Origin of the sequence: Acinetobacter lwoffii, assembly GCF_024129685.1 — a bacterium.
In the GTDB taxonomy this organism is placed as follows: Bacteria; Pseudomonadota; Gammaproteobacteria; order Pseudomonadales; family Moraxellaceae; genus Acinetobacter; species Acinetobacter lwoffii_X.
Map to the genome: position 1 here is coordinate 93,804 of NZ_JAMXXL010000007.1, position 18,128 is coordinate 111,931.

Consider the following 18,128-nt stretch of genomic DNA (forward strand, 5'->3'; position numbering starts at 1 on the left):
AACAGTCATGCAAACTTTAGAGTTTCGGTCTGATTTTGTGGCAGAATATTCCAGATCAATTATTTAGATCCGTTTTTCCATTTTGGATATCTCCAATATTAGATAGGTTGCTTATGAATGCCTTAACACAGGAACTGGTCGAGCTGCTTAGCTTAGAAAAGTTAGAAGAAAACATTTTCCGGGGAATCAGCCGGAATCTGGTGGGCAAGCGCGTGTTCGGTGGGCAGGTTTTAGGGCAGGCACTACGCGCCGCGTCTTATACCACAGATCGTCCAGCACATTCATTACATGCCTATTTTCTGTTTGGCGGGGATGTCAATGCACCGATTATTTATGAAGTGGATCGTATCCGTGACGGCAAGAGCTTTGTCAGCCGTCAGGTGCGCGCTATTCAGCATGGCCGTACCATTTTCATGTGTATGGTGTCTTTCGCGCATCAGGAAGAAGGGCTAAATTACCAGATTTCAGAGCCTGAATATCCACCGGCAGAAAGCCTGAAAAATGAAGCGGAACTGATCAAACAGATTATTGAGTTTATTCCGGAAAATGTCCGTGCATCTTTCACTCGTGATCGTCATGTGGAAATTCGTCCGGTCAATCCGCAAAATCCATTCCAGCCTCAACCTGAAGCACCGTCTTATGCGCACTATATCCGTACGCATGACCGTATTGCTGCAGAAGTCGATCAGATCTCCTTGCATCAGGCTATTGCTGCTTTCTATTCTGATTTTACCTTGATGACCACAGCGCTTCGTCCACATGGTCTGAGCTATATCTCGCCAAGTTTGCAATGTGCCAGTATTGACCATGCCATGTACTTCCATAAACCGTTCCGTGCGGATGAGTGGATGCTTTACGATATGGATGCCACCCAAAGCGCCAGTTCGCGTGGCCTGAATTTTGGCCGGATGTGGCAGAACGGTGAGCTGGTCTGCAGTACCTCTCAGGAAGGCTTGATCCGTTTACGTGAAATCGAAACACAGTAATTTTTCTTCCTGCTCAAAAAGTCGAATCCCTGATTCGGCTTTTTGTTTTTAAGCCGGATGAAAATGGCCATTTGATATCATGTCCTCACGCCGCGTTTATAAAATATTACTCGATTCTGTAGAATTCGCATGGCATAGTGCGGCTTAAGATCAATATTAAAAATGCATGAAAAGATGAGCTTAAATACGCAAATTCTAATTGCCGCCGTATTGGGGGTGCTGTTTGGATTTCTATTGACGATATTTCCGCAGACCTCATTTTTTGATGTCAGCTTATATGGCATCGGTATCGTCAGCAGCATTTTTATTGGCTTGTTAAAAATGCTGTTAGTGCCGCTGATTTTTAGCTCGATCGTGGTCGGCGTATCCAATCTGCAGGCGGGTGGGCAGCTAAGCCGCACCTGGAAAATCACCCTGATGTGCTGTGTGACCACCACCACCTTGGCGCTCATTTTAGGTCTGGCGTGTGCGCATTTGTTTGATGTCGGTAAGGGTGTTGATGTGCTGATGTTCCAGGATGCCATGGCGCAACATCAAACGCCAGATACCCTGACACCTTCATCTTTCTTTACCAATTTTATTCAGAATACCCTGATCAATCCGTTTAAAGCTTTTGCCGATGGCAATGTCTTGGCGGTGGTAGTCTTTGCCTTATTTGTTGGTGTGGCACTGGTGGCAGGTGGGGATAAGTTTCGTACTGTGCGCAAGCTGAGTCACCAGTTTTTCGAAATCATGATGTTGATGATTGGCTGGGTGATGAAACTGGCACCGCTTGGTATTTTTGCCTTATTGGCTAAATTAATTGCCACTGAAGATGTTTCAGTCCTCAGTCGTCTGGCTGAATTCGCTGCGGTGGTTACCGGCACGACGATTTTTCATGGCATCGTGGTCTTGCCTTTATTGCTATGGGTTTTCGGCAAGATGGATCCGGTCACGTTCTTTAAAGGCACACGAGCTGCTCTGATTACTGCCTTTGCTACCAGTTCCAGTTCGGCCACCATGCCCTTGTCAATGAAATGCACACAGGAAAATTTAGGAGTACGTCCACATACCGCAGGCTTTGTGATTCCACTTGGTACACAGTTGAATATGGATGGCACAGCACTGTATGAAGCGGCAGCAGCATTATTTATTGCCAATTTAATGGGGCTGGATCTGAGTCTGGGGCAGCAACTGGTGGTCTGCGCCACGGCGATGATTGCATCCTTAGGTGCACCAGGAATTCCGAGTGCCGGTATGGTGACCATGATCATGGTCTTGCAGTCGGTCGGTTTGCCTGCCGAGGCGATTGCTATTCTTTTACCGATCGACCGTTTACTGGATACCGTACGCACAGTCGTGAATGTTCAAGGGGATATGATGATCAGTGTGGTGGTGGACCGGCATACGCGTGAACCCGATCTTCAAGCTACAGATAGCTAAAACATTTAAAAAATAAAAAAAGCAGGCCATTGGTCTGCTTTTTTTATAAGGTGAGTTTTAATAAATCCAGAACTCCCAGACCATTGCGGTGATATGGATCTTAATCCGGTGAATGCTTATTCTGATTCAATTCATCTGCCGCTTTAAGCTCGGATTGATCCTGCTCAAGCAATTCCAGCGGTTCTTCAGCTTCATTTAAATCATGAGTCGATACTTCAGCATGCTCAGAATCAGCTTCACTAAGCTCGAGCTCTTCAAGCGGTTCATCAGATTCATTCAAATCATGCGCTGATGCTTCCGGAATGCTGTCCAGATCATATTCAGATGCTTGATCTAAGGTAAAGTTCAAACGGCCACCCATGACGCTGGCCAGTTCTTCTAAACCTTGTTTGTTCATGGAGGAAAACAGTTGAATTGAGAAATCCAGCTTCATCTTTTTCAATGCCGCTTTGACTTCCTGCAAGGCTTTGGATGCAGGACCACGGTTTAGTTTGTCAGATTTGGTCAATAACACATGCACGAACAACTGGCGGGAATAAGCCCATTCCAGCATCATTACATCAAAGTGTTGCAGGGGATGACGGATATCCATCAACAATACCAGGCCTTGCAAGCTTTGACGGTGAATCAGGTAATTTTCCAGTTCTTTTTGCCAGACCAGTTTCATTTTTTCAGGCACAGCCGCATAACCATAACCGGGTAAGTCGACCAGACGCTGATCCGGATTACCCAGGCTGAAAAAGTTGATCATCTGGGTACGGCCAGGTTTTTTCGATGCACGTGCCAACTGTTTCTGGTTGGTCAGGGCATTAATCGCACTAGACTTACCCGCATTCGAGCGGCCGGCAAAAGCAATTTCATAGCCTGTATCTTCTACACAAAGACTGAGTTTGGGTGCACTCATTAAAAATTCGGCTTTGCGTAGCCAGTTGAGTGCGCGCACAGAATATTCAGTAATGGCAGAATCAACTTTTTTCTCGTAGCTGATCTTTTGCTTAGGCGCATGGGCTGTCTTACTGTTTTTGGATTTTCCTCTGCTGTGGTGCATAACTCAACTTCAATAAATGATCTACAATGAAACATTATAAAGGAAGTCGCACAGGCAAGCGAACTTTGCCGCAAGAATAAGTCACAAGACCTGACCCGGAAGACTTTAAAGATTAATCAGGCCGATCGGAGAATTTGTACTGAAACGCGCATTTCGTGGCCTAATCACATCTTTAAGCACATATTGGTCCAGACTGCTATAAAACTGTTCCACCGCATCATCTAAAATACCTTTTAAACCACAGGTCGGACGTAATACGCAGGGTGGGCTATTGCATTCCACTACATTGCTGTCGCGTTGCAGAATTCGCACAATCTGTCCCAGCTGGAGGTTCAGGCTTGCCGGATTTAAACGTATGCCGCCACCTTTGCCACGTGTGGTGATCAGCCAGTCCTGTTTCGCCATAAAATGCACGATTTTCATGGCATGATTCTGTGAAACCTGCAAGCGCTCGGCAAGTTCTGCAATGGTATAGGGGAGATCACGTGGCTGTGCGACATACATCAGGATCCGAAGCGCATAGTCAGTGAATTTATTGAGTTGCATAAGGTCAACAGCTAGAAAATGAAAGAATTGAATGTTAAAAGCTCCACGAATGGAGCTTTTAATCAGAATCTGATGCTAGTCTAAACCGTTTTGGTAATTAAAGCTTGAGCGGGGCAGACACTTCAACTACATCACCAACTTTGTAGTGGTCGATCAGTGTCTGTGCAACCGAGAATGCGGTTGGATTTTCTTCCGCTTTCACAGTAATTTGATATTGCTCGTTTTGAGCCTGATCAAAGCTAAACTGTTGTGGTTGATGAATGTGCTGTTCAGGCACCTGTACACGTACTGAAATATGTTCACCCGCTTCAGCATTTGCAATCGCTGCCCCATCTTTAGCTTTAAGTGTAAAGATTTTACCTGCGTCGGTATCATTCACTGCTGCCACTTCAAATTCGCGCCAGCCCGCCCAGCCACCATTTTCAGATGCTAACTCTGCATATTTAGATTTTTCCACACCAATCAAAATATCTGCCAGTTGCATATACGCTTCTTTCCAGGCTGCAATCAGGTCTGAGTCCATGGGTACATCTAAAACTTCGCTGATCGAGTGCAACAGGTTCTCACCGACAATCGCATATTGATCCGGCTGAATATCCAGGCTGACATGTTTAGTGGTAATACGTTCGATGGCTTTGGCTAAAACGCCCGGATTGGTAATGTTTTCGGCATAGGCAAGTACTGCGGCAGCCAAGGCACGTGGTTGACGCCCGGTACTTTGATGATCCATGTTGAAGGTGTTTTTCAACTCTGGATGGTTGTTCAGCATGCGGTTATAGAAATACGTAGTAAGTGCTACGCCGTTTTCACGTAAAACAGGAACAGTCGCTTGTACAAGTTCAATATGTTGTGGATTCATGAGAGCTATCTACAGATGTTTTTTAAAAGATGCATTTAAATTACATCTTTTAAAATAGCTTTACAATAGCGCATAGTCATAAAACCATAAAAAAATTATGGGATATAAGAATATCCCATAAAAAGTATGATGATGATCGGAAAAGGAGAGGAATTATTTGCGGCCAAACAGCGAACCAAGTAAGCCGCGCACAATTTTCTGCCCAGTACTCCCGCCCAGGCTGCGGGCAGCACTTTTGGCAAAGGTGCCGACAATATCCTGAGTCAGTTTTTCTCGTTGCTTGGCTGCGCGTTCAGCTTCTTTTTGCTGTTCTCGTGCCAGACGTTCCTGTTCTTTAATTTGCTGCTTGGCAAGAGCTTCTTGTTCCTTGCTTTGTTGTTTGGCAAATTCGGCGGCCTGAGCCTGTTGCTGGCGTTCTGCGACCTTGTTTTGCAGCATTTCGTGGGCGCTGTCCCGATCGACTGGCTGCTCATAAATACCGGCAACTATACTTTGCTGCATAAGAGCCTTGCGTTCTTCAAGCGAGATCGGTGTAAAGGATGAATACGGCGGCATGACCCAGCCACGTTCTACAATTTGCGGAATACCTTTTTCATCCAGGCAGCTAATTAGGGCTTCACCGACAGCAAGTTCGGTAATCACCTGATCGACTTTAAATTCAGGATTGGCTCGGAAGGTCTCTGCTGCGGTTTTCACTGCTTTTTGATCTTTGGGAGTGAAAGCCCGTAAAGCATGTTGAACCCGATTGCCGAGCTGGCCCAAGACACTTTCCGGCAAGTCCAACGGATTTTGCGTGACAAAATAAATTCCCACGCCTTTAGAGCGAATCAGGCGCACCACCTGCTCAATTTTATCCTGTAGGGCAGGGCTGGCATTATCAAACAAGAGATGGGCTTCATCAAAGAAAAACACCAGTTTCGGTTTTTCCAGATCGCCAACTTCTGGAAGCTGTTCAAACAACTCGGAGAGCATCCAGAGTAAGAAGGTGGCATACAGCTTAGGCGTGTTCATCAGCTTGTCAGCCGCCAACAAATTGATATTGCCACGGCCCTGACTGTCCGTCTGCAGAAAGTCCATCAGATCCAGCGCCGGCTCGCCAAAAAACTGGTCACCGCCTTGGTCAGCCAGAGCTAACAAATTACGTTGAATCGCACCGAGACTGGCGGGTGAAAGATTGCCATATTCAGCTTTAAACTCAGCCGCATGCTCAGAGACATAACTCAGCATGGCTTTCAGGTCTTTAAAGTCGATTAGTAATAAACCCTGATCATCGGCAATCCGAAACACCGCAGATAAAACGCCTTCCTGGGTGTCATTCAGATTCAGCATTTGTGCCAGCAGCAGCGGACCAATTTCAGAAATGGTAGTGCGAATCGGATGACCCTGTTCGCCAAATAAATCCCAAAACACCACTGGTGAGGCTGCAAAAGGAATAGACTCGATATTGAGACTTTTAATCCGTTCATCAAACTTGGGACTGCTTTCACCTGCTTTGGCCAGGCTGGACACATCGCCTTTGGCATCGGCGAGGAATACAGGTACACCAATTCGAGAAAAGCTCTCCGCCAATACTTTTAAAGTCACAGTCTTTCCGGTACCAGTGGCACCTGCAATCAAGCCATGTCGATTGGCAAGTTGGGAATGCAGCACAATATCCTGCGTGGTATCCGTGGTTCTTTTAGCAATAACAATTGGTGTACCCATAGCTGTTCCTGTTATTTATTATTCATTTTTAAGTTTTTTCATTTGTTCTAGTGCATGCTGAATATCTTGAATCAAATCTTCCGGATGTTCCAGTCCAATACAGAAACGAACCAGCAAGCCGTCTTTTAAGTGTGAATGTTCCAGCACACGCATGTCTTTTAAGTTATATAGCATGACCAGACTGACAGGGCCACCCCAACTAAAGCCTAGCTTAAACAGTTTTAAACTATCACAGAAATTCCGGATATCCTGCATTACGTATGTGCTGTCAAAGATCACGCTGACCAGGCCGGCACTATCACCTTGCTTGCAAATTTCTTTCCAGTACTGATGGCCTGCACTGTCCGGATCTGAAGGATGAAGTACTTGCACAAAGTCGGTTTGCTGTTTAAGCCATGTCATTAATGTAAGCGCACTGCTGGATTGATGTTGATATCGCAGTTGCATCGAAGCCAGACTACGTTGTATCTGTGCCACATCATCACCAGAAACACTAATGCCCTGAATGGCATGCGCACGGAACAGTTTGTGATGCAGGGTCTTATCTCGCGTAACCACTGAGCCCATCAGGATATCACCACCGCCGCTTGGATATTTGGTCAGTGCATGTACCGTCATATCTACACTTAAATGCTCTTCACTAAAATCAAAGGCATCAAAAGCCAGACCTGCGCCCCAGGTATTATCCAGCGCAGTAAGAATATTGTGTGCCTGAGCTTTTTTCACTAAACCAGCCAGATCCGGAAATTCCAAGGTGACTGAGCCAGCAGCCTCGAGCCAGATCAGTTTGGCTTTATCTGTAGGCTGAAATGTATCAAGCTCTATGGGATTGTAGACCTTAACCGTAATTCCATAACGCTTTTCCATATTGCGTAAATGCTCCATGTTTGGACCATAGATATTGTCAGCTACCCAAACCTCATCGCCCTGGCTTAAAAAGCAAGAATTCACGAGATTAATCGCGGATAAACCACTCGGTGCGAGCAGGTGATATAAACCACCTTCGAGTTGTGCGATGTTATCGCCCAGCGTAAAGGTCGTAGGCGTGCCATGCGTGCCATAACTATAATCATAGTCATCGGTCCAATGGCGATTAAACAGGGCATCGGTATTGTTAAAGATAACCGTCGATGCACGATAGAGGGGAGGCTGAATGGTGGAAATCGCTTGAGGAGCCTTTCGTGGTGCATGAATCAGGCGAGTTTGAGGGTCTTGTTTCACGTGAATGCGCTCAAATGTAATCAAATATTACTCTAGCTTAAGAGAATCTGTGACTCACTGCCAGTTACGTTGTGAATTGTTTAAAAACAACAAGTCTTATAAAAAGTTGGCTTCATTTTTGCAAAACCTAAATCTATATAGCTAAAAAAATAGGTTGAGGAGCATGAAATCGCATTTAAAAGTGCATTATTTTCAGCATATTGCTGGTGAAGGTTTTGGTAGTTGTTATGAATTTTTAAAGCAGCATCAGGCGCACATTACAGCGACTGAATTTTTTGCTTTACCCGTGGATCGACCTTTGGAGATCGAGGCGCTGCCTGCAGTGGAAGAGGTGGATTTGCTGATCATTATGGGGGGAACCATGAGTGTGAATGATGAAGCAAATTTCCCTTGGTTAAAAATAGAAAAACGCTGGTTGCGTCGCTATCTTTCGCATGGTAAACCGGCAATTGGCCTGTGTCTGGGTGGGCAGTTGATTGCAAATGCTTTGGGTGCAGGTGTTAGTCGCAATCCAGAACAAGAATTGGGGTGGACCACGGTGCACAGAGTGGCGAATCTACCGGAGACGTATTTTAGCCTGCCGGAGCAGTTCAATATTCTACAATGGCACAATGAAACATTTGAATTGCCCAAAGGTGCAGTCCATCTGGCAGAAAATGAAGCCTGTCGTAATCAGATGTACCAGTTGGGCAGAAATGTATTGGGCTTCCAGTTTCATCCGGAAATCACGCCGGAAACCCTGGCATTGTTTTTGGAAAATGAAGAAGAGCTTGCGCAATTTTCAGGAAAATATGTGCAAAATTTATTTGAATTAAAAAAAACCACGAAGCAAAAATTTATTGAAGGAAATCAGATATTAAATCGTGCAATAGAATATGTTTTGGCAAAAACCGCCTAATATTTAAACAATAAACTATTGTTTATAAGTCATAAATTGAAAACTTGGATAAAACCATAAAAGAGATTTGCTTATGCATTAAACAATGGCTATAATAAGCGACCCTTCAATAGGAAGGGGGTTAACTGCGAATAAAGTAGTTAACTATCGTTACAGTCGTGGCATCGATCATGACCTTAGTGATATTTCACTGCTCTTGACACTTGCCCACATAAAGTGGGGTGAGATGCGTCAAGAGTGATTCTTTATATATTTGGCTTGGAGTTTACTGGTATGTCTAACCAGAGAATTCGTATCCGTCTTAAGTCTTTTGATCATCGCCTGATTGATCAATCAGCTCAAGAAATCGTAGAAACCGCAAAACGTACTGGCGCACAAGTGTGTGGTCCAATTCCAATGCCAACACGCATTGAGCGTTTTAACGTTTTAACATCACCACACGTAAACAAAGACGCGCGTGACCAGTACGAAATCCGTACTTACAAGCGTTTGATCGACATCGTTCAACCTACAGACAAAACTGTAGATGCATTGATGAAGTTAGATCTTGCAGCTGGTGTTGATGTTCAGATCGCATTGGGTTAAGGCTTTCGGGTTAATTAACACTCTAAGTTAATTAGGCCGCTTTTTTAGAGGTTTATGCACATGGCTATTGGTTTAGTCGGTCGCAAGTGCGGTATGACACGTATCTTTACAGATGCTGGTGTTTCTGTGCCTGTTACAGTGATTGAGGTTGATCCTAACCGCATCACTCAAATCAAAACGCTTGAAACTGATGGTTATCAAGCGATTCAAATCACTACTGGTGAACGTCGCGAATCTCGCGTAACTAACGCTCAGAAAGGCCACTTCGCGAAAGCGGGTGTTGCAGCTGGCCGTCTAGTTCAAGAATTCCGTGCTACAGAAGCTGATCTTGAAGGTCGTGAGGTTGGTGGTACGCTTACCGTTGAATTGTTCCAAGTTGGTCAAGTTGTTGACGTAACTGGTCAATCTAAAGGTAAAGGTTTCCAAGGTGGTGTTAAGCGTTGGAACTTCCGTACGCAAGATGCAACTCACGGTAACTCAGTTTCTCACCGTGTTTTAGGTTCTACTGGTCAAAACCAGACTCCTGGTCGCGTATTCAAAGGCAAAAAAATGGCTGGCCATTTAGGTGCTGAACGCGTAACTACACAGGGTCTTGAGATCGTTGCTATCGACACAGAACGTTCAGTTCTAGTTGTTAAAGGCGCGGTTCCTGGTGCTACTGGTGGCGACGTAATCGTTCGTCCTACGATCAAGGCCTGAGGGGAAATAACGTGAATTTAAATACTGTTTCCGGCTCTGCTGTTGAATTATCAGAAGTTGCGTTCGGTCGTGAATTTAATGAAGCTCTTGTTCACCAAGTGGTTACAGCTTATTTAGCTGGTGGCCGTCAAGGTTCAAAAGCTCAGAAATCACGTGCAGACGTTTCTGGCGGTGGTCGCAAGCCATTCCGTCAAAAAGGTACTGGCCGCGCTCGTGCTGGTTCTATTCGTAGCCCAATCTGGGTTGGCGGTGGTAAAACTTTTGCTGCTCGTCCACAAGACTGGTCTCAAAAAGTAAACCGTAAAATGTACCGCGGTGCTATGCAATGCATCCTAGCTGAACTTGTTCGTCAAGATCGCTTAGTTTTAGTTGAAGAGTTTGCTGTTGCAGCTCCAAAAACTAAAGAATTGCTTGCAAAACTTAACGACTTGAATGCGACTCGCGCATTGATCGTTACTGATGCTGTTGATGAGAACCTGTATCTTGCTGCGCGCAACATTCCACACGTTGATGTGGTTGATGCTGCTGCAATCGATCCGGTTAGCTTGATTGCGTTCGACAAAGTTGTTATGTCTGTAGCTGCTGCTAAGAAAATTGAGGTAGAACTCGGATGAACAACGAACGTATCTATCAAGTCCTGCAAGGACCTGTATTCTCAGAAAAAGCACAAGTTTTAGGTGAAACTGCTGGTGTTCAAGTGTTTAAAGTTGCATTAAATGCAAACAAGCTTGAAATCAAAAAAGCAGTGGAACAACTCTTTGGTGTGGAAGTTGTTAAAGTTAACACGACTATCACTAAAGGTAAGTCTAAACGCTTTGGTAAAACATTAGGACGTCGTTCTGATGTTAAAAAAGCATACGTCACCCTGAAAGCTGGCCAAGATGTTGAAATGGCTGACTTGGGCGATACCGCTGAAAGCACAGCGGAATAAGGACGAGAATTATGCCTATTCAAAAATGTAAGCCAACGTCTCCAGGACGTCGCTTTGTAGAGAAAGTGGTTCACGATCACCTTCACAAAGGCGCACCATACTCTCCGTTGGTTGAAGCTAAAAAACGTACTGGCGGCCGTAATAATAACGGTCACATCACGACTCGTCACGTTGGTGGCGGTCACAAGCAGCACTACCGTCTAGTTGATTTTAAACGTAACAAAGATGGTATTCCTGCAACTGTAGAGCGTATCGAATACGATCCTAACCGTACTGCACACATTGCACTTGTATTGTATGCTGATGGTGAGCGTCGTTATATCATCGCTCCTAAAGGCCTTCGCGCTGGCGATAAAGTACAGTCTGGTAACGATGCTCCAATTCGTCCAGGTAACTGCTTGCCGCTTCGCAACATGCCTATCGGTTCTACTCTTCACAACATCGAACTTAAAATCGGTAAAGGCGCGCAGTTAGCTCGTTCAGCTGGTACTTCAGTTCAGCTGTTGGGTCGTGACGGTTCTTACGCTATCGTTCGTCTGCGTTCAGGCGAGATGCGTAAAATTCACGTTGAATGCCGTGCTGTGTTAGGTGAAGTATCTAACTCAGAAAGCAACCTTCGTTCACTAGGTAAAGCTGGTGCATCACGCTGGCGTGGTGTTCGTCCTACCGTTCGTGGTATGGCGATGAACCCAGTTGACCATCCACATGGTGGTGGTGAAGGGCGTAACAAAGGTATTCAACCTGTAAGCCCATGGGGTCAAAAAGCTAAAGGGTACAAGACACGTACCAATAAGCGTACGACTAAGATGATTATTCGCGACCGTCGCGTTAAGTAACAAGTAAAGGAATCTGACAATGCCTCGTTCTCTGAAAAAAGGCCCATTCGTCGATGCGCACTTGTTCGCTAAGGTTGAAGCGGCTATCGCGGCTAATAACCGTAAGCCGATCAAAACTTGGTCGCGTCGTTCGATGATCCTCCCGGATTTTGTTGGTTTAACAATTTCTGTACACAATGGCCGTAACCACGTTCCTGTGATCGTTTCTGAGCACATGGTTGGTCACAAGCTTGGTGAATTTGCACCAACTCGTACCTATCGCGGTCACGGTGTTGACAAGAAATCTAAACGTTAATGGGTGCTATGATGGAAGTAACTGCTAAATTACGCGGTGCCGCTATCTCGGCACAAAAAGCTCGTTTGGTTGCAGATCTTATCCGCGGCAAATCTGTTGCGCACGCTCTTAACATCCTTAACTTCAGCAACAAAAAAGCTGCAGTTCTAGTTAAGAAAGCGTTGGAATCTGCGATTGCAAATGCTGAACACAATAACAGTTTAGATGTAGACGACCTTAAAGTTTCTACGATCTACGTTGATGAAGGCATGAGCCTGAAACGTATTATGCCACGTGCTAAAGGCCGTGCAGATCGTATTACTAAGCGTACTTGTCACATCACCGTTAAGGTAGGGGTTTGATATGGGTCAGAAGGTTCATCCAATCGGTATCCGCCTAGGTGTTGTGAAACGTCATAACGCTAACTGGTATGCGAATCCGAAACAATACGCTGAATACTTGCTTAAAGATCTTCAAGTTCGTGAGTTTTTGATCAAAAAACTTAAAAACGCGATGATCAGCAATATTCTTATCGAACGCCCTACAGGCGCTGCTAAAGTAACTATTAGCACTGCTCGTCCAGGTATCGTGATCGGTAAAAAAGGCGAAGATATTGAGAAACTACAACGCGAATTGACATCTATTATGGGTGTTCCTGCGCAAGTAAGTATCAATGAAATTGATCGTCCAGACTTAGACGCGCGTCTAGTTGCTGAAGCTATCGCTTCTCAATTGGAAAAACGTGTAATGTTCCGTCGTGCTATGAAGCGTGCGGTACAAAACACCATGCGTGCTGGTGCTAAAGGTATCAAAGTAGAAGTTTCAGGCCGTTTAGGTGGTGCTGAGATTGCTCGTACTGAGTGGTATCGTGAAGGTCGTGTACCTCTACATACGCTTCGTGCAGATATCGACTATGCGACTATGCGTGCTGAGACTACTTACGGTACGATCGGTGTTAAAGTTTGGATCTTCCGTGGTGAGATCTTGGGCGGCATGAAACAAGTCATGAACCCAGCTCCAGCAGAAGAGCGTCCAGCTAAACGCGGTCGTGGTCGTGGTGAAGGTCAAGAGCGTCGTGGTCGTCGCAATGATCGTTCTGCTGAAAAAGGAGAATAATCCATGTTGCAACCTAAGCGTACTAAATTCCGTAAAGTGCAGAAAGGCCGTAACACTGGTCTAGCACACCGCGGTAGCACAGTATCTTTCGGTACTATTGCACTTAAATCAGTTGAACGTGGTCAAATGACTGCGCGTCAAATTGAAGCAGCGCGTCGTACAATTAGCCGTCGTATTAAGCGTGGTGGTAAGATCTTTATCCGTGTATTCCCGGACAAGCCGATTACTTCTAAGCCTCTTGAAGTGCGTATGGGTAAAGGTAAAGGTTCTGTGGAATATTGGGTTTGCCAAATCAAACCAGGTAAAGTCTTGTACGAAATTGATGGTGTTAACGAAGAATTGGCTCGCGAAGCGTTTACGCTTGCAGCAGCTAAGCTTCCGTTTAAAACCGCTATCGTGACTCGGACGGTAATGTAATGAAAACTAAAGATCTACGTGAAAAGTCGGTAGAAGAGTTGACAGCTTTGCTTGATGAGCAACAGCTTAACCAATTCCGTCTTCGTATGGCGAAAGCAACTGGTCAATTGGGTAAATCGCATGAAGTTGCACTTACTCGTCAGACTATTGCTCGTATTAAGACCCTCCTTACCGAAAAACAGGGGAACGGACAATGAGTGATAAAACAGTCCGCACGTTAACTGGCAAAGTTGTAAGCGACAAGATGGATAAATCTATCGTTGTTCTTATTGAACGCCAAGTTCAACACCCGTTGTATGGCAAATTAATCCGCCGTTCAACAAAATTACATGCTCATGATGAGAACAACACAGCGAAAGCTGGTGATGTTGTAACCATTAAAGAAAGCCGCCCAATTTCTAAAACTAAGTCTTGGACTTTAGTTGAAGTTGTTGAAGCAGCTGCTGAGTAATTAACGTTCTTGTTGCATCATCGGTCAATTTCGAGTACTCTTTGAGCCTTTCGAAATTTCGACCGGTGTTGCTCGGTTTTGGAGTAGGGCAATGATTCAGACCGAAACTATGCTCGACGTAGCAGACAACAGTGGTGCACGCCGCGTACAATGTATTAAAGTACTTGGTGGCTCGCATCGTCGTTATGCTTCTGTTGGCGACATTATTAAAGTTACTGTAAAAGAAGCAATTCCACGCGCACGTGTTAAAAAAGGTGACGTGATGAATGCGGTTGTGGTTCGTACAAAATTCGGTATCCGTCGTGCAGACGGTTCAGTGATTCGTTTCGACGATAACGCTGCTGTTATTTTGAACAACAACAAAGCGCCGATTGCAACTCGTATTTTCGGACCAGTGACTCGTGAACTTCGTACTGAACAGTTCATGAAAATTATTTCATTGGCTCCTGAAGTTCTATAAGAGGCGATCATGGCTAAGATTAAAAAAGGCGATCAAGTAATTGTGATCGCAGGTAAAGAAAAAGGCAAACAGGGTACTGTTCTGTCTGTTTCTAATGACCGTGTTAAGGTTGAAGGCCTTAACTTGGTGAAGAAGCATCAGAAGCCAAACCGTGCTACAGGCGCTGAAGGTAGCGTTGTAACTCAGGAAGCTTCGCTTCATATTTCAAACGTGGCAGTTTTTAATGCTACAACCCAAAAGGCTGACCGTGTTGGTTACCAAGTGATTGATGGCGTGAAAACTCGCGTATTCAAATCAAATGGTGAATCAGTGGCGGTAGCGAAGTAATAGGTTGATATAGGCCATGGCCAGACTTAAAACACGTTACAACGACGAACTTAAAGCTCAATTACAAGAAGTATTGGGCGTTAAGAATGTGATGGAGATTCCTCGCATCACTAAAATCACGATCAACATGGGTGTTGGCGCAGCTGCTGCTGACAAAAAACTCCTTGATGGTGCTCTTTCAGATATGCAAGCTATCGCTGGTCAAAAACCAGTACTTACGTTAGCTCGTAAATCAATCGCTGGTTTTAAAATCCGTGATGGTTGGCCGATCGGTTGTAAAGTTACTTTACGCGGCGAACGTATGTACGAATTCTTGGACCGTTTGATCTCGATTGCGATCCCTCGTATCCGTGACTTCCGTGGTTTCTCTGCGAAATCATTCGACGGTCGTGGTAACTACTCAATGGGTCTTAAGGAACAAATCATGTTCCCTGAAATCGATTTTGACAAGATTGATCGTATTCGTGGTATGGATATTACCATTACTACGACTGCTCGCACCGATGACGAAGGCCGTGCGCTTATGCGTGCATTCGGCTTCCCGTTCAAATAAGAGGTCGATATGGCTAAGAAAGGTATGATTAATCGCGAATTGAAACGCGAAGCTACTGTTGCTAAATACGCTGTAAAACGTGCTGAATTAAAAGCTGTTATTGCAAACGTAAATGCATCAGACGAAGAACGTTTCGAAGCGATGATGAAATTACAAGCATTACCACGTAATGCATCTCCAGTACGTCTACGTAACCGTTGTGGTTTAACTGGTCGTCCTCATGGTTACTTCCGTAAGTTCGGTTTAAGCCGTAACAAATTACGTGAAACAGTAATGCAAGGTGATGTACCTGGCGTTGTTAAGGCAAGCTGGTAAGGAGCACTATAGATGAGTATGCAAGATACCGTTGCCGACATGCTAACACGTGTTCGTAACGCACAAATGGCAAAGAAACAAACTGTTTCTATGCCTAATTCTAAGTTGAAAGTAGCAATTGCTAACTTACTTCAACAAGAAGGTTATATTTCAAACGTAGAAGTTGCGGATGCTGAAGGCAAACCAACTCTTACTTTGACTTTAAAGTATTTCGAAGGCAAACCAGTTATCGAAACTGTGAAGCGCGTAAGCCGTCCAGGTCTACGTCAGTATCGCGGTAAAGATGCACTTCCTAGCGTTAAGCAAGGTTTAGGTATTGCAATTGTTTCTACAAGCAAAGGCATCATGACTGATCGCGCTGCACGTGCTGCAGGCGTTGGTGGTGAAGTTATTGCTTTTGTTTCTTAATAGGTGATTCCTCATGTCTCGTGTGGCTAAAGCCCCAGTAACTGTACCTAACGGTGTAACAGTTACTCAGAACGGCCGGCAGGTCGAAGTGAAAGGCACTAAAGGTACATTGTCTTTCAACCTGCATGCGCTGGTCGAGCTTAAACAGGAAGACGGTATTCTAGCTATTGCTCCAGTACAAGAGTCGAAAGACGCTTGGATGCAAGCTGGTACTGCTCGCGCTGTGCTTAACAACCTTGTAAAAGGTGTTAGCGAAGGTTTCGAACGTAAGTTACAGCTTATCGGTGTTGGTTATAAAGCTGCGGTTAAAGGTGACGTTGTTCATCTTAACCTTGGTTTCTCTCATCCGATCGATTATGCACTTCCTGCAGGTGTAACTGCTGAAACTCCAACTGCAACTGAAATCATTCTTAAATCTGCTGATAAAGCAGCTTTAGGACAGGTTGCTGCAGATATCCGTGGTTACCGTCCACCAGAGCCATATAAAGGCAAAGGTGTTCGTTATTCTGACGAAGTTGTACTTCGTAAAGAAGCTAAGAAGAAATAAGGCGCGAGGTTCTTATGAACGAAAAGAAACAATCCCGTTTGCGTCGTGCGAAAAGCACACGCTTGCACATCCGTGCATTGGGTGCGACTCGTTTGTGTGTAAACCGCACTCCGCGTCACATCTATGCTCAAGTTATCTCTGCAGATGGTGGCAAAGTATTAGCGCAAGCTTCTACTTTAGACGCTACTCTACGTGCGGGTACAACTGGTAACGTTGAAGCAGCTCAAAAAGTAGGTGCTTTAATCGCAGAACGCGCTAAAGCAGCTGGTGTTACTAAAGTTGCATTTGACCGTTCTGGTTTTAAATATCATGGTCGTATCAAAGCCTTGGCTGATGCTGCTCGTGAAAACGGCTTGGAGTTCTAATCATGGCTAAAGTTGAACAAAACGAAGGTCTTGTTGAAAAGCTGGTTGCCGTTGATCGTGTAGCCAAAGTTGTTAAGGGTGGTCGTATCTTCTCTTTCACAGCATTAACTGTTGTGGGTGATGGTAATGGTCGCGTAGGTTTTGGTCGTGGTAAAGCACGTGAAGTTCCAGCTGCTATCTCTAAAGCACTTGAAGCTGCTCGTCGCAATATGATTACTGTTGACCTTGTTGATGGTACGTTACAGCACCCAATTCATGCACGTCACGGCGCTAGCCGCGTATTCATGCAGCCTGCCTCTGAAGGTACAGGTGTAATTGCTGGTGGCGCTATGCGTGCAGTTCTAGAAGCTGTAGGCGTACGTAACGTGTTGACTAAATGCCGTGGTTCTACTAACGCTGCTAACGTAGTAAACGCAACTTTCAATGGTTTGCGTGATATGACTACTCCTGAAAAGGTTGCTGCGAAACGTGGTCTTTCAGTAGAACAAATTCAAGGGTAATCAATCATGAAAACGATTAAAGTTACCCAGACTAAATCTGCATCGCACCGCTTGAAAAATCACAAGCTTAGCCTGCAAGGTTTAGGTCTGCGTCGTATTGGTCATACTGTAGAAGTGTTAGACACACCTTCTAACCGTGGTATGATCAACCAAGTCTACTATATGGTTAGTGTAGAGGAATAAGCCATGACTCTGCGTTTAAATACAATTGCACCTGCAGAAGGTGCTAAACGTGACAACCTTCGTTTAGGCCGTGGTATCGGTTCTGGCGTTGGTAAGACCGGTGGCCGTGGTGTCAAAGGTCAAAACTCACGTAAGAGCGGTGGTACTCGTCCAGGTTTCGAAGGCGGTCAAACAGCACTTTACCGTCGTTTGCCTAAATTCGGCTTCACTAGCCAATTGGCTTTGAAAACTGCTGAAGTACGTTTATCTGAGCTTGCTAAAGTTGAAGGCGACATCGTGTCTCTTGAAACTTTAAAAGCTGCGAACGTTGTACGTAAAGACATGATCCGTGCTCGTATCGTACTTTCTGGTGAAATTACTCGTGCATTCACTGTTCAAGGTGTTGCATTGACTAAAGGCGCTAAAGCTGCTGTTGAAGCTGCTGGCGGCAAAGTCGAGGAGTAATCCCCAGTGTCTATGACTCCTAGTTCTTCAGGT

The 18,128-nt window shown here is 45.0% G+C and carries 27 protein-coding genes and 2 pseudogenes; 24 read left to right on the forward strand and 5 right to left on the reverse strand.

The genetic code is table 11. The features are described from left to right. Positions 1-113: 113 nt before the first annotated feature. Positions 114-986 (forward strand): acyl-CoA thioesterase, encoded by an 873-nt coding sequence (locus tag NI464_RS05255; RefSeq protein ID WP_004645045.1) that lies wholly within the window; start codon positions 114-116, stop codon positions 984-986. 174 nt (positions 987-1,160) lie between these two features. After that, entirely contained in the window at positions 1,161-2,408 is a 1,248-nt protein-coding gene (locus NI464_RS05260; RefSeq protein WP_253137915.1) for a dicarboxylate/amino acid:cation symporter, read from the forward strand. Between the two features lie 271 nt (positions 2,409-2,679). Here the strand turns inward: NI464_RS05260 and yihA are convergent. The 5 genes and pseudogenes from yihA to NI464_RS05285 all read right to left on the reverse strand — a co-directional run. Then, positions 2,680-3,456 (reverse strand): annotated as a pseudogene (yihA, locus tag NI464_RS05265) (ribosome biogenesis GTP-binding protein YihA/YsxC); the annotation flags it as partial. A 105-nt stretch (positions 3,457-3,561) separates the two neighbouring features. After that, positions 3,562-4,002 carry an RrF2 family transcriptional regulator gene (locus tag NI464_RS05270; RefSeq protein ID WP_253137916.1) on the reverse strand — a complete coding sequence of 147 codons (441 nt, stop codon included), beginning with the start codon at positions 4,000-4,002 and terminating at the stop codon, positions 3,562-3,564. 97 nt (positions 4,003-4,099) lie between these two features. Next, positions 4,100-4,861, reverse strand: coding sequence for a globin domain-containing protein (locus NI464_RS05275; RefSeq protein ID WP_253137917.1), 762 nt, complete (start codon positions 4,859-4,861; stop codon positions 4,100-4,102). A 153-nt stretch (positions 4,862-5,014) separates the two neighbouring features. Further along, positions 5,015-6,565: a helicase HerA-like domain-containing protein gene (locus tag NI464_RS05280; protein WP_253137918.1), complete on the reverse strand. Its 1,551-nt coding sequence runs from the start codon at positions 6,563-6,565 to the stop codon at positions 5,015-5,017. Positions 6,566-6,583: 18 nt separating this feature from the next. Next, positions 6,584-7,786: a PLP-dependent transferase gene (locus NI464_RS05285; protein WP_253137919.1), complete on the reverse strand. Its 1,203-nt coding sequence runs from the start codon at positions 7,784-7,786 to the stop codon at positions 6,584-6,586. A 163-nt stretch (positions 7,787-7,949) separates the two neighbouring features. Between NI464_RS05285 and NI464_RS05290 the strand changes: the two genes are divergently transcribed. From NI464_RS05290 to rplO, 22 genes and pseudogenes are all read left to right on the forward strand, one after another. Beyond that, complete coding sequence (locus NI464_RS05290) at positions 7,950-8,684, forward strand: type 1 glutamine amidotransferase (protein ID WP_224216269.1); 735 nt, start codon at positions 7,950-7,952, stop codon at positions 8,682-8,684. 273 nt (positions 8,685-8,957) lie between these two features. Then, entirely contained in the window at positions 8,958-9,269 is a 312-nt protein-coding gene (gene rpsJ / locus NI464_RS05295) for a 30S ribosomal protein S10 (protein ID WP_000070912.1), read from the forward strand. A 60-nt stretch (positions 9,270-9,329) separates the two neighbouring features. After that, positions 9,330-9,968, forward strand: coding sequence for a 50S ribosomal protein L3 (gene rplC, locus NI464_RS05300; RefSeq protein WP_004645054.1), 639 nt, complete (start codon positions 9,330-9,332; stop codon positions 9,966-9,968). Between the two features lie 11 nt (positions 9,969-9,979). Next, entirely contained in the window at positions 9,980-10,582 is a 603-nt protein-coding gene (gene rplD, locus NI464_RS05305; RefSeq protein WP_004281511.1) for a 50S ribosomal protein L4, read from the forward strand. Continuing rightward, the gene (gene rplW / locus NI464_RS05310) at positions 10,579-10,899 is read left to right on the forward strand and encodes a 50S ribosomal protein L23 (RefSeq protein ID WP_004281510.1); all 321 of its coding nucleotides are present in this window, start codon (positions 10,579-10,581) and stop codon (positions 10,897-10,899) included. Before rplD ends, rplW begins: the two co-directional genes overlap by 4 nt. A gap of 11 nt (positions 10,900-10,910) precedes the next feature. Further along, positions 10,911-11,735 (forward strand): 50S ribosomal protein L2, encoded by an 825-nt coding sequence (rplB, locus tag NI464_RS05315; protein ID WP_004281509.1) that lies wholly within the window; start codon positions 10,911-10,913, stop codon positions 11,733-11,735. Between the two features lie 19 nt (positions 11,736-11,754). After that, a complete protein-coding gene (rpsS, locus tag NI464_RS05320; RefSeq protein WP_004281508.1) occupies positions 11,755-12,030 on the forward strand; it encodes a 30S ribosomal protein S19 in 276 nt (91 codons plus the stop codon). Between the two features lie 11 nt (positions 12,031-12,041). Further along, on the forward strand, positions 12,042-12,371 hold the full coding sequence (gene rplV / locus NI464_RS05325) for a 50S ribosomal protein L22 (protein WP_001982638.1): 330 nt from the start codon (positions 12,042-12,044) through the stop codon (positions 12,369-12,371). Position 12,372: 1 nt separating this feature from the next. Beyond that, positions 12,373-13,189 (forward strand): annotated as a pseudogene (gene rpsC / locus NI464_RS05330) (30S ribosomal protein S3). Then, entirely contained in the window at positions 13,129-13,542 is a 414-nt protein-coding gene (gene rplP, locus NI464_RS05335) for a 50S ribosomal protein L16 (protein WP_004281506.1), read from the forward strand. The pseudogene rpsC and the gene rplP overlap by 61 nt, the downstream one beginning before the upstream one ends. Next, the gene (rpmC, locus tag NI464_RS05340; protein WP_004281505.1) at positions 13,542-13,739 is read left to right on the forward strand and encodes a 50S ribosomal protein L29; all 198 of its coding nucleotides are present in this window, start codon (positions 13,542-13,544) and stop codon (positions 13,737-13,739) included. Before rplP ends, rpmC begins: the two co-directional genes overlap by 1 nt. Beyond that, on the forward strand, positions 13,736-13,993 hold the full coding sequence (rpsQ, locus tag NI464_RS05345) for a 30S ribosomal protein S17 (protein ID WP_004281504.1): 258 nt from the start codon (positions 13,736-13,738) through the stop codon (positions 13,991-13,993). Before rpmC ends, rpsQ begins: the two co-directional genes overlap by 4 nt. Before the next feature lie 91 nt (positions 13,994-14,084). Continuing rightward, on the forward strand, positions 14,085-14,453 hold the full coding sequence (gene rplN / locus NI464_RS05350) for a 50S ribosomal protein L14 (protein ID WP_004281503.1): 369 nt from the start codon (positions 14,085-14,087) through the stop codon (positions 14,451-14,453). Between the two features lie 9 nt (positions 14,454-14,462). Then, positions 14,463-14,780 carry a 50S ribosomal protein L24 gene (gene rplX / locus NI464_RS05355; RefSeq protein WP_004281502.1) on the forward strand — a complete coding sequence of 106 codons (318 nt, stop codon included), beginning with the start codon at positions 14,463-14,465 and terminating at the stop codon, positions 14,778-14,780. Positions 14,781-14,796: 16 nt separating this feature from the next. Then, positions 14,797-15,333 carry a 50S ribosomal protein L5 gene (gene rplE / locus NI464_RS05360; RefSeq protein WP_004645057.1) on the forward strand — a complete coding sequence of 179 codons (537 nt, stop codon included), beginning with the start codon at positions 14,797-14,799 and terminating at the stop codon, positions 15,331-15,333. A 9-nt stretch (positions 15,334-15,342) separates the two neighbouring features. After that, a complete protein-coding gene (gene rpsN / locus NI464_RS05365) occupies positions 15,343-15,648 on the forward strand; it encodes a 30S ribosomal protein S14 (RefSeq protein ID WP_004645058.1) in 306 nt (101 codons plus the stop codon). Between the two features lie 12 nt (positions 15,649-15,660). After that, on the forward strand, positions 15,661-16,056 hold the full coding sequence (gene rpsH, locus NI464_RS05370; RefSeq protein ID WP_004281499.1) for a 30S ribosomal protein S8: 396 nt from the start codon (positions 15,661-15,663) through the stop codon (positions 16,054-16,056). A 13-nt stretch (positions 16,057-16,069) separates the two neighbouring features. Next, complete coding sequence (gene rplF / locus NI464_RS05375; protein ID WP_004645059.1) at positions 16,070-16,603, forward strand: 50S ribosomal protein L6; 534 nt, start codon at positions 16,070-16,072, stop codon at positions 16,601-16,603. A 14-nt stretch (positions 16,604-16,617) separates the two neighbouring features. Then, complete coding sequence (rplR, locus tag NI464_RS05380) at positions 16,618-16,968, forward strand: 50S ribosomal protein L18 (protein WP_004281497.1); 351 nt, start codon at positions 16,618-16,620, stop codon at positions 16,966-16,968. 2 nt (positions 16,969-16,970) lie between these two features. Then, positions 16,971-17,468 carry a 30S ribosomal protein S5 gene (rpsE, locus tag NI464_RS05385; RefSeq protein ID WP_004281496.1) on the forward strand — a complete coding sequence of 166 codons (498 nt, stop codon included), beginning with the start codon at positions 16,971-16,973 and terminating at the stop codon, positions 17,466-17,468. Between the two features lie 6 nt (positions 17,469-17,474). After that, the gene (gene rpmD, locus NI464_RS05390; protein ID WP_004281495.1) at positions 17,475-17,651 is read left to right on the forward strand and encodes a 50S ribosomal protein L30; all 177 of its coding nucleotides are present in this window, start codon (positions 17,475-17,477) and stop codon (positions 17,649-17,651) included. A gap of 3 nt (positions 17,652-17,654) precedes the next feature. Then, positions 17,655-18,095, forward strand: coding sequence for a 50S ribosomal protein L15 (gene rplO / locus NI464_RS05395; protein ID WP_004281494.1), 441 nt, complete (start codon positions 17,655-17,657; stop codon positions 18,093-18,095). The last annotated feature ends 33 nt before the right edge of the window (positions 18,096-18,128 follow it).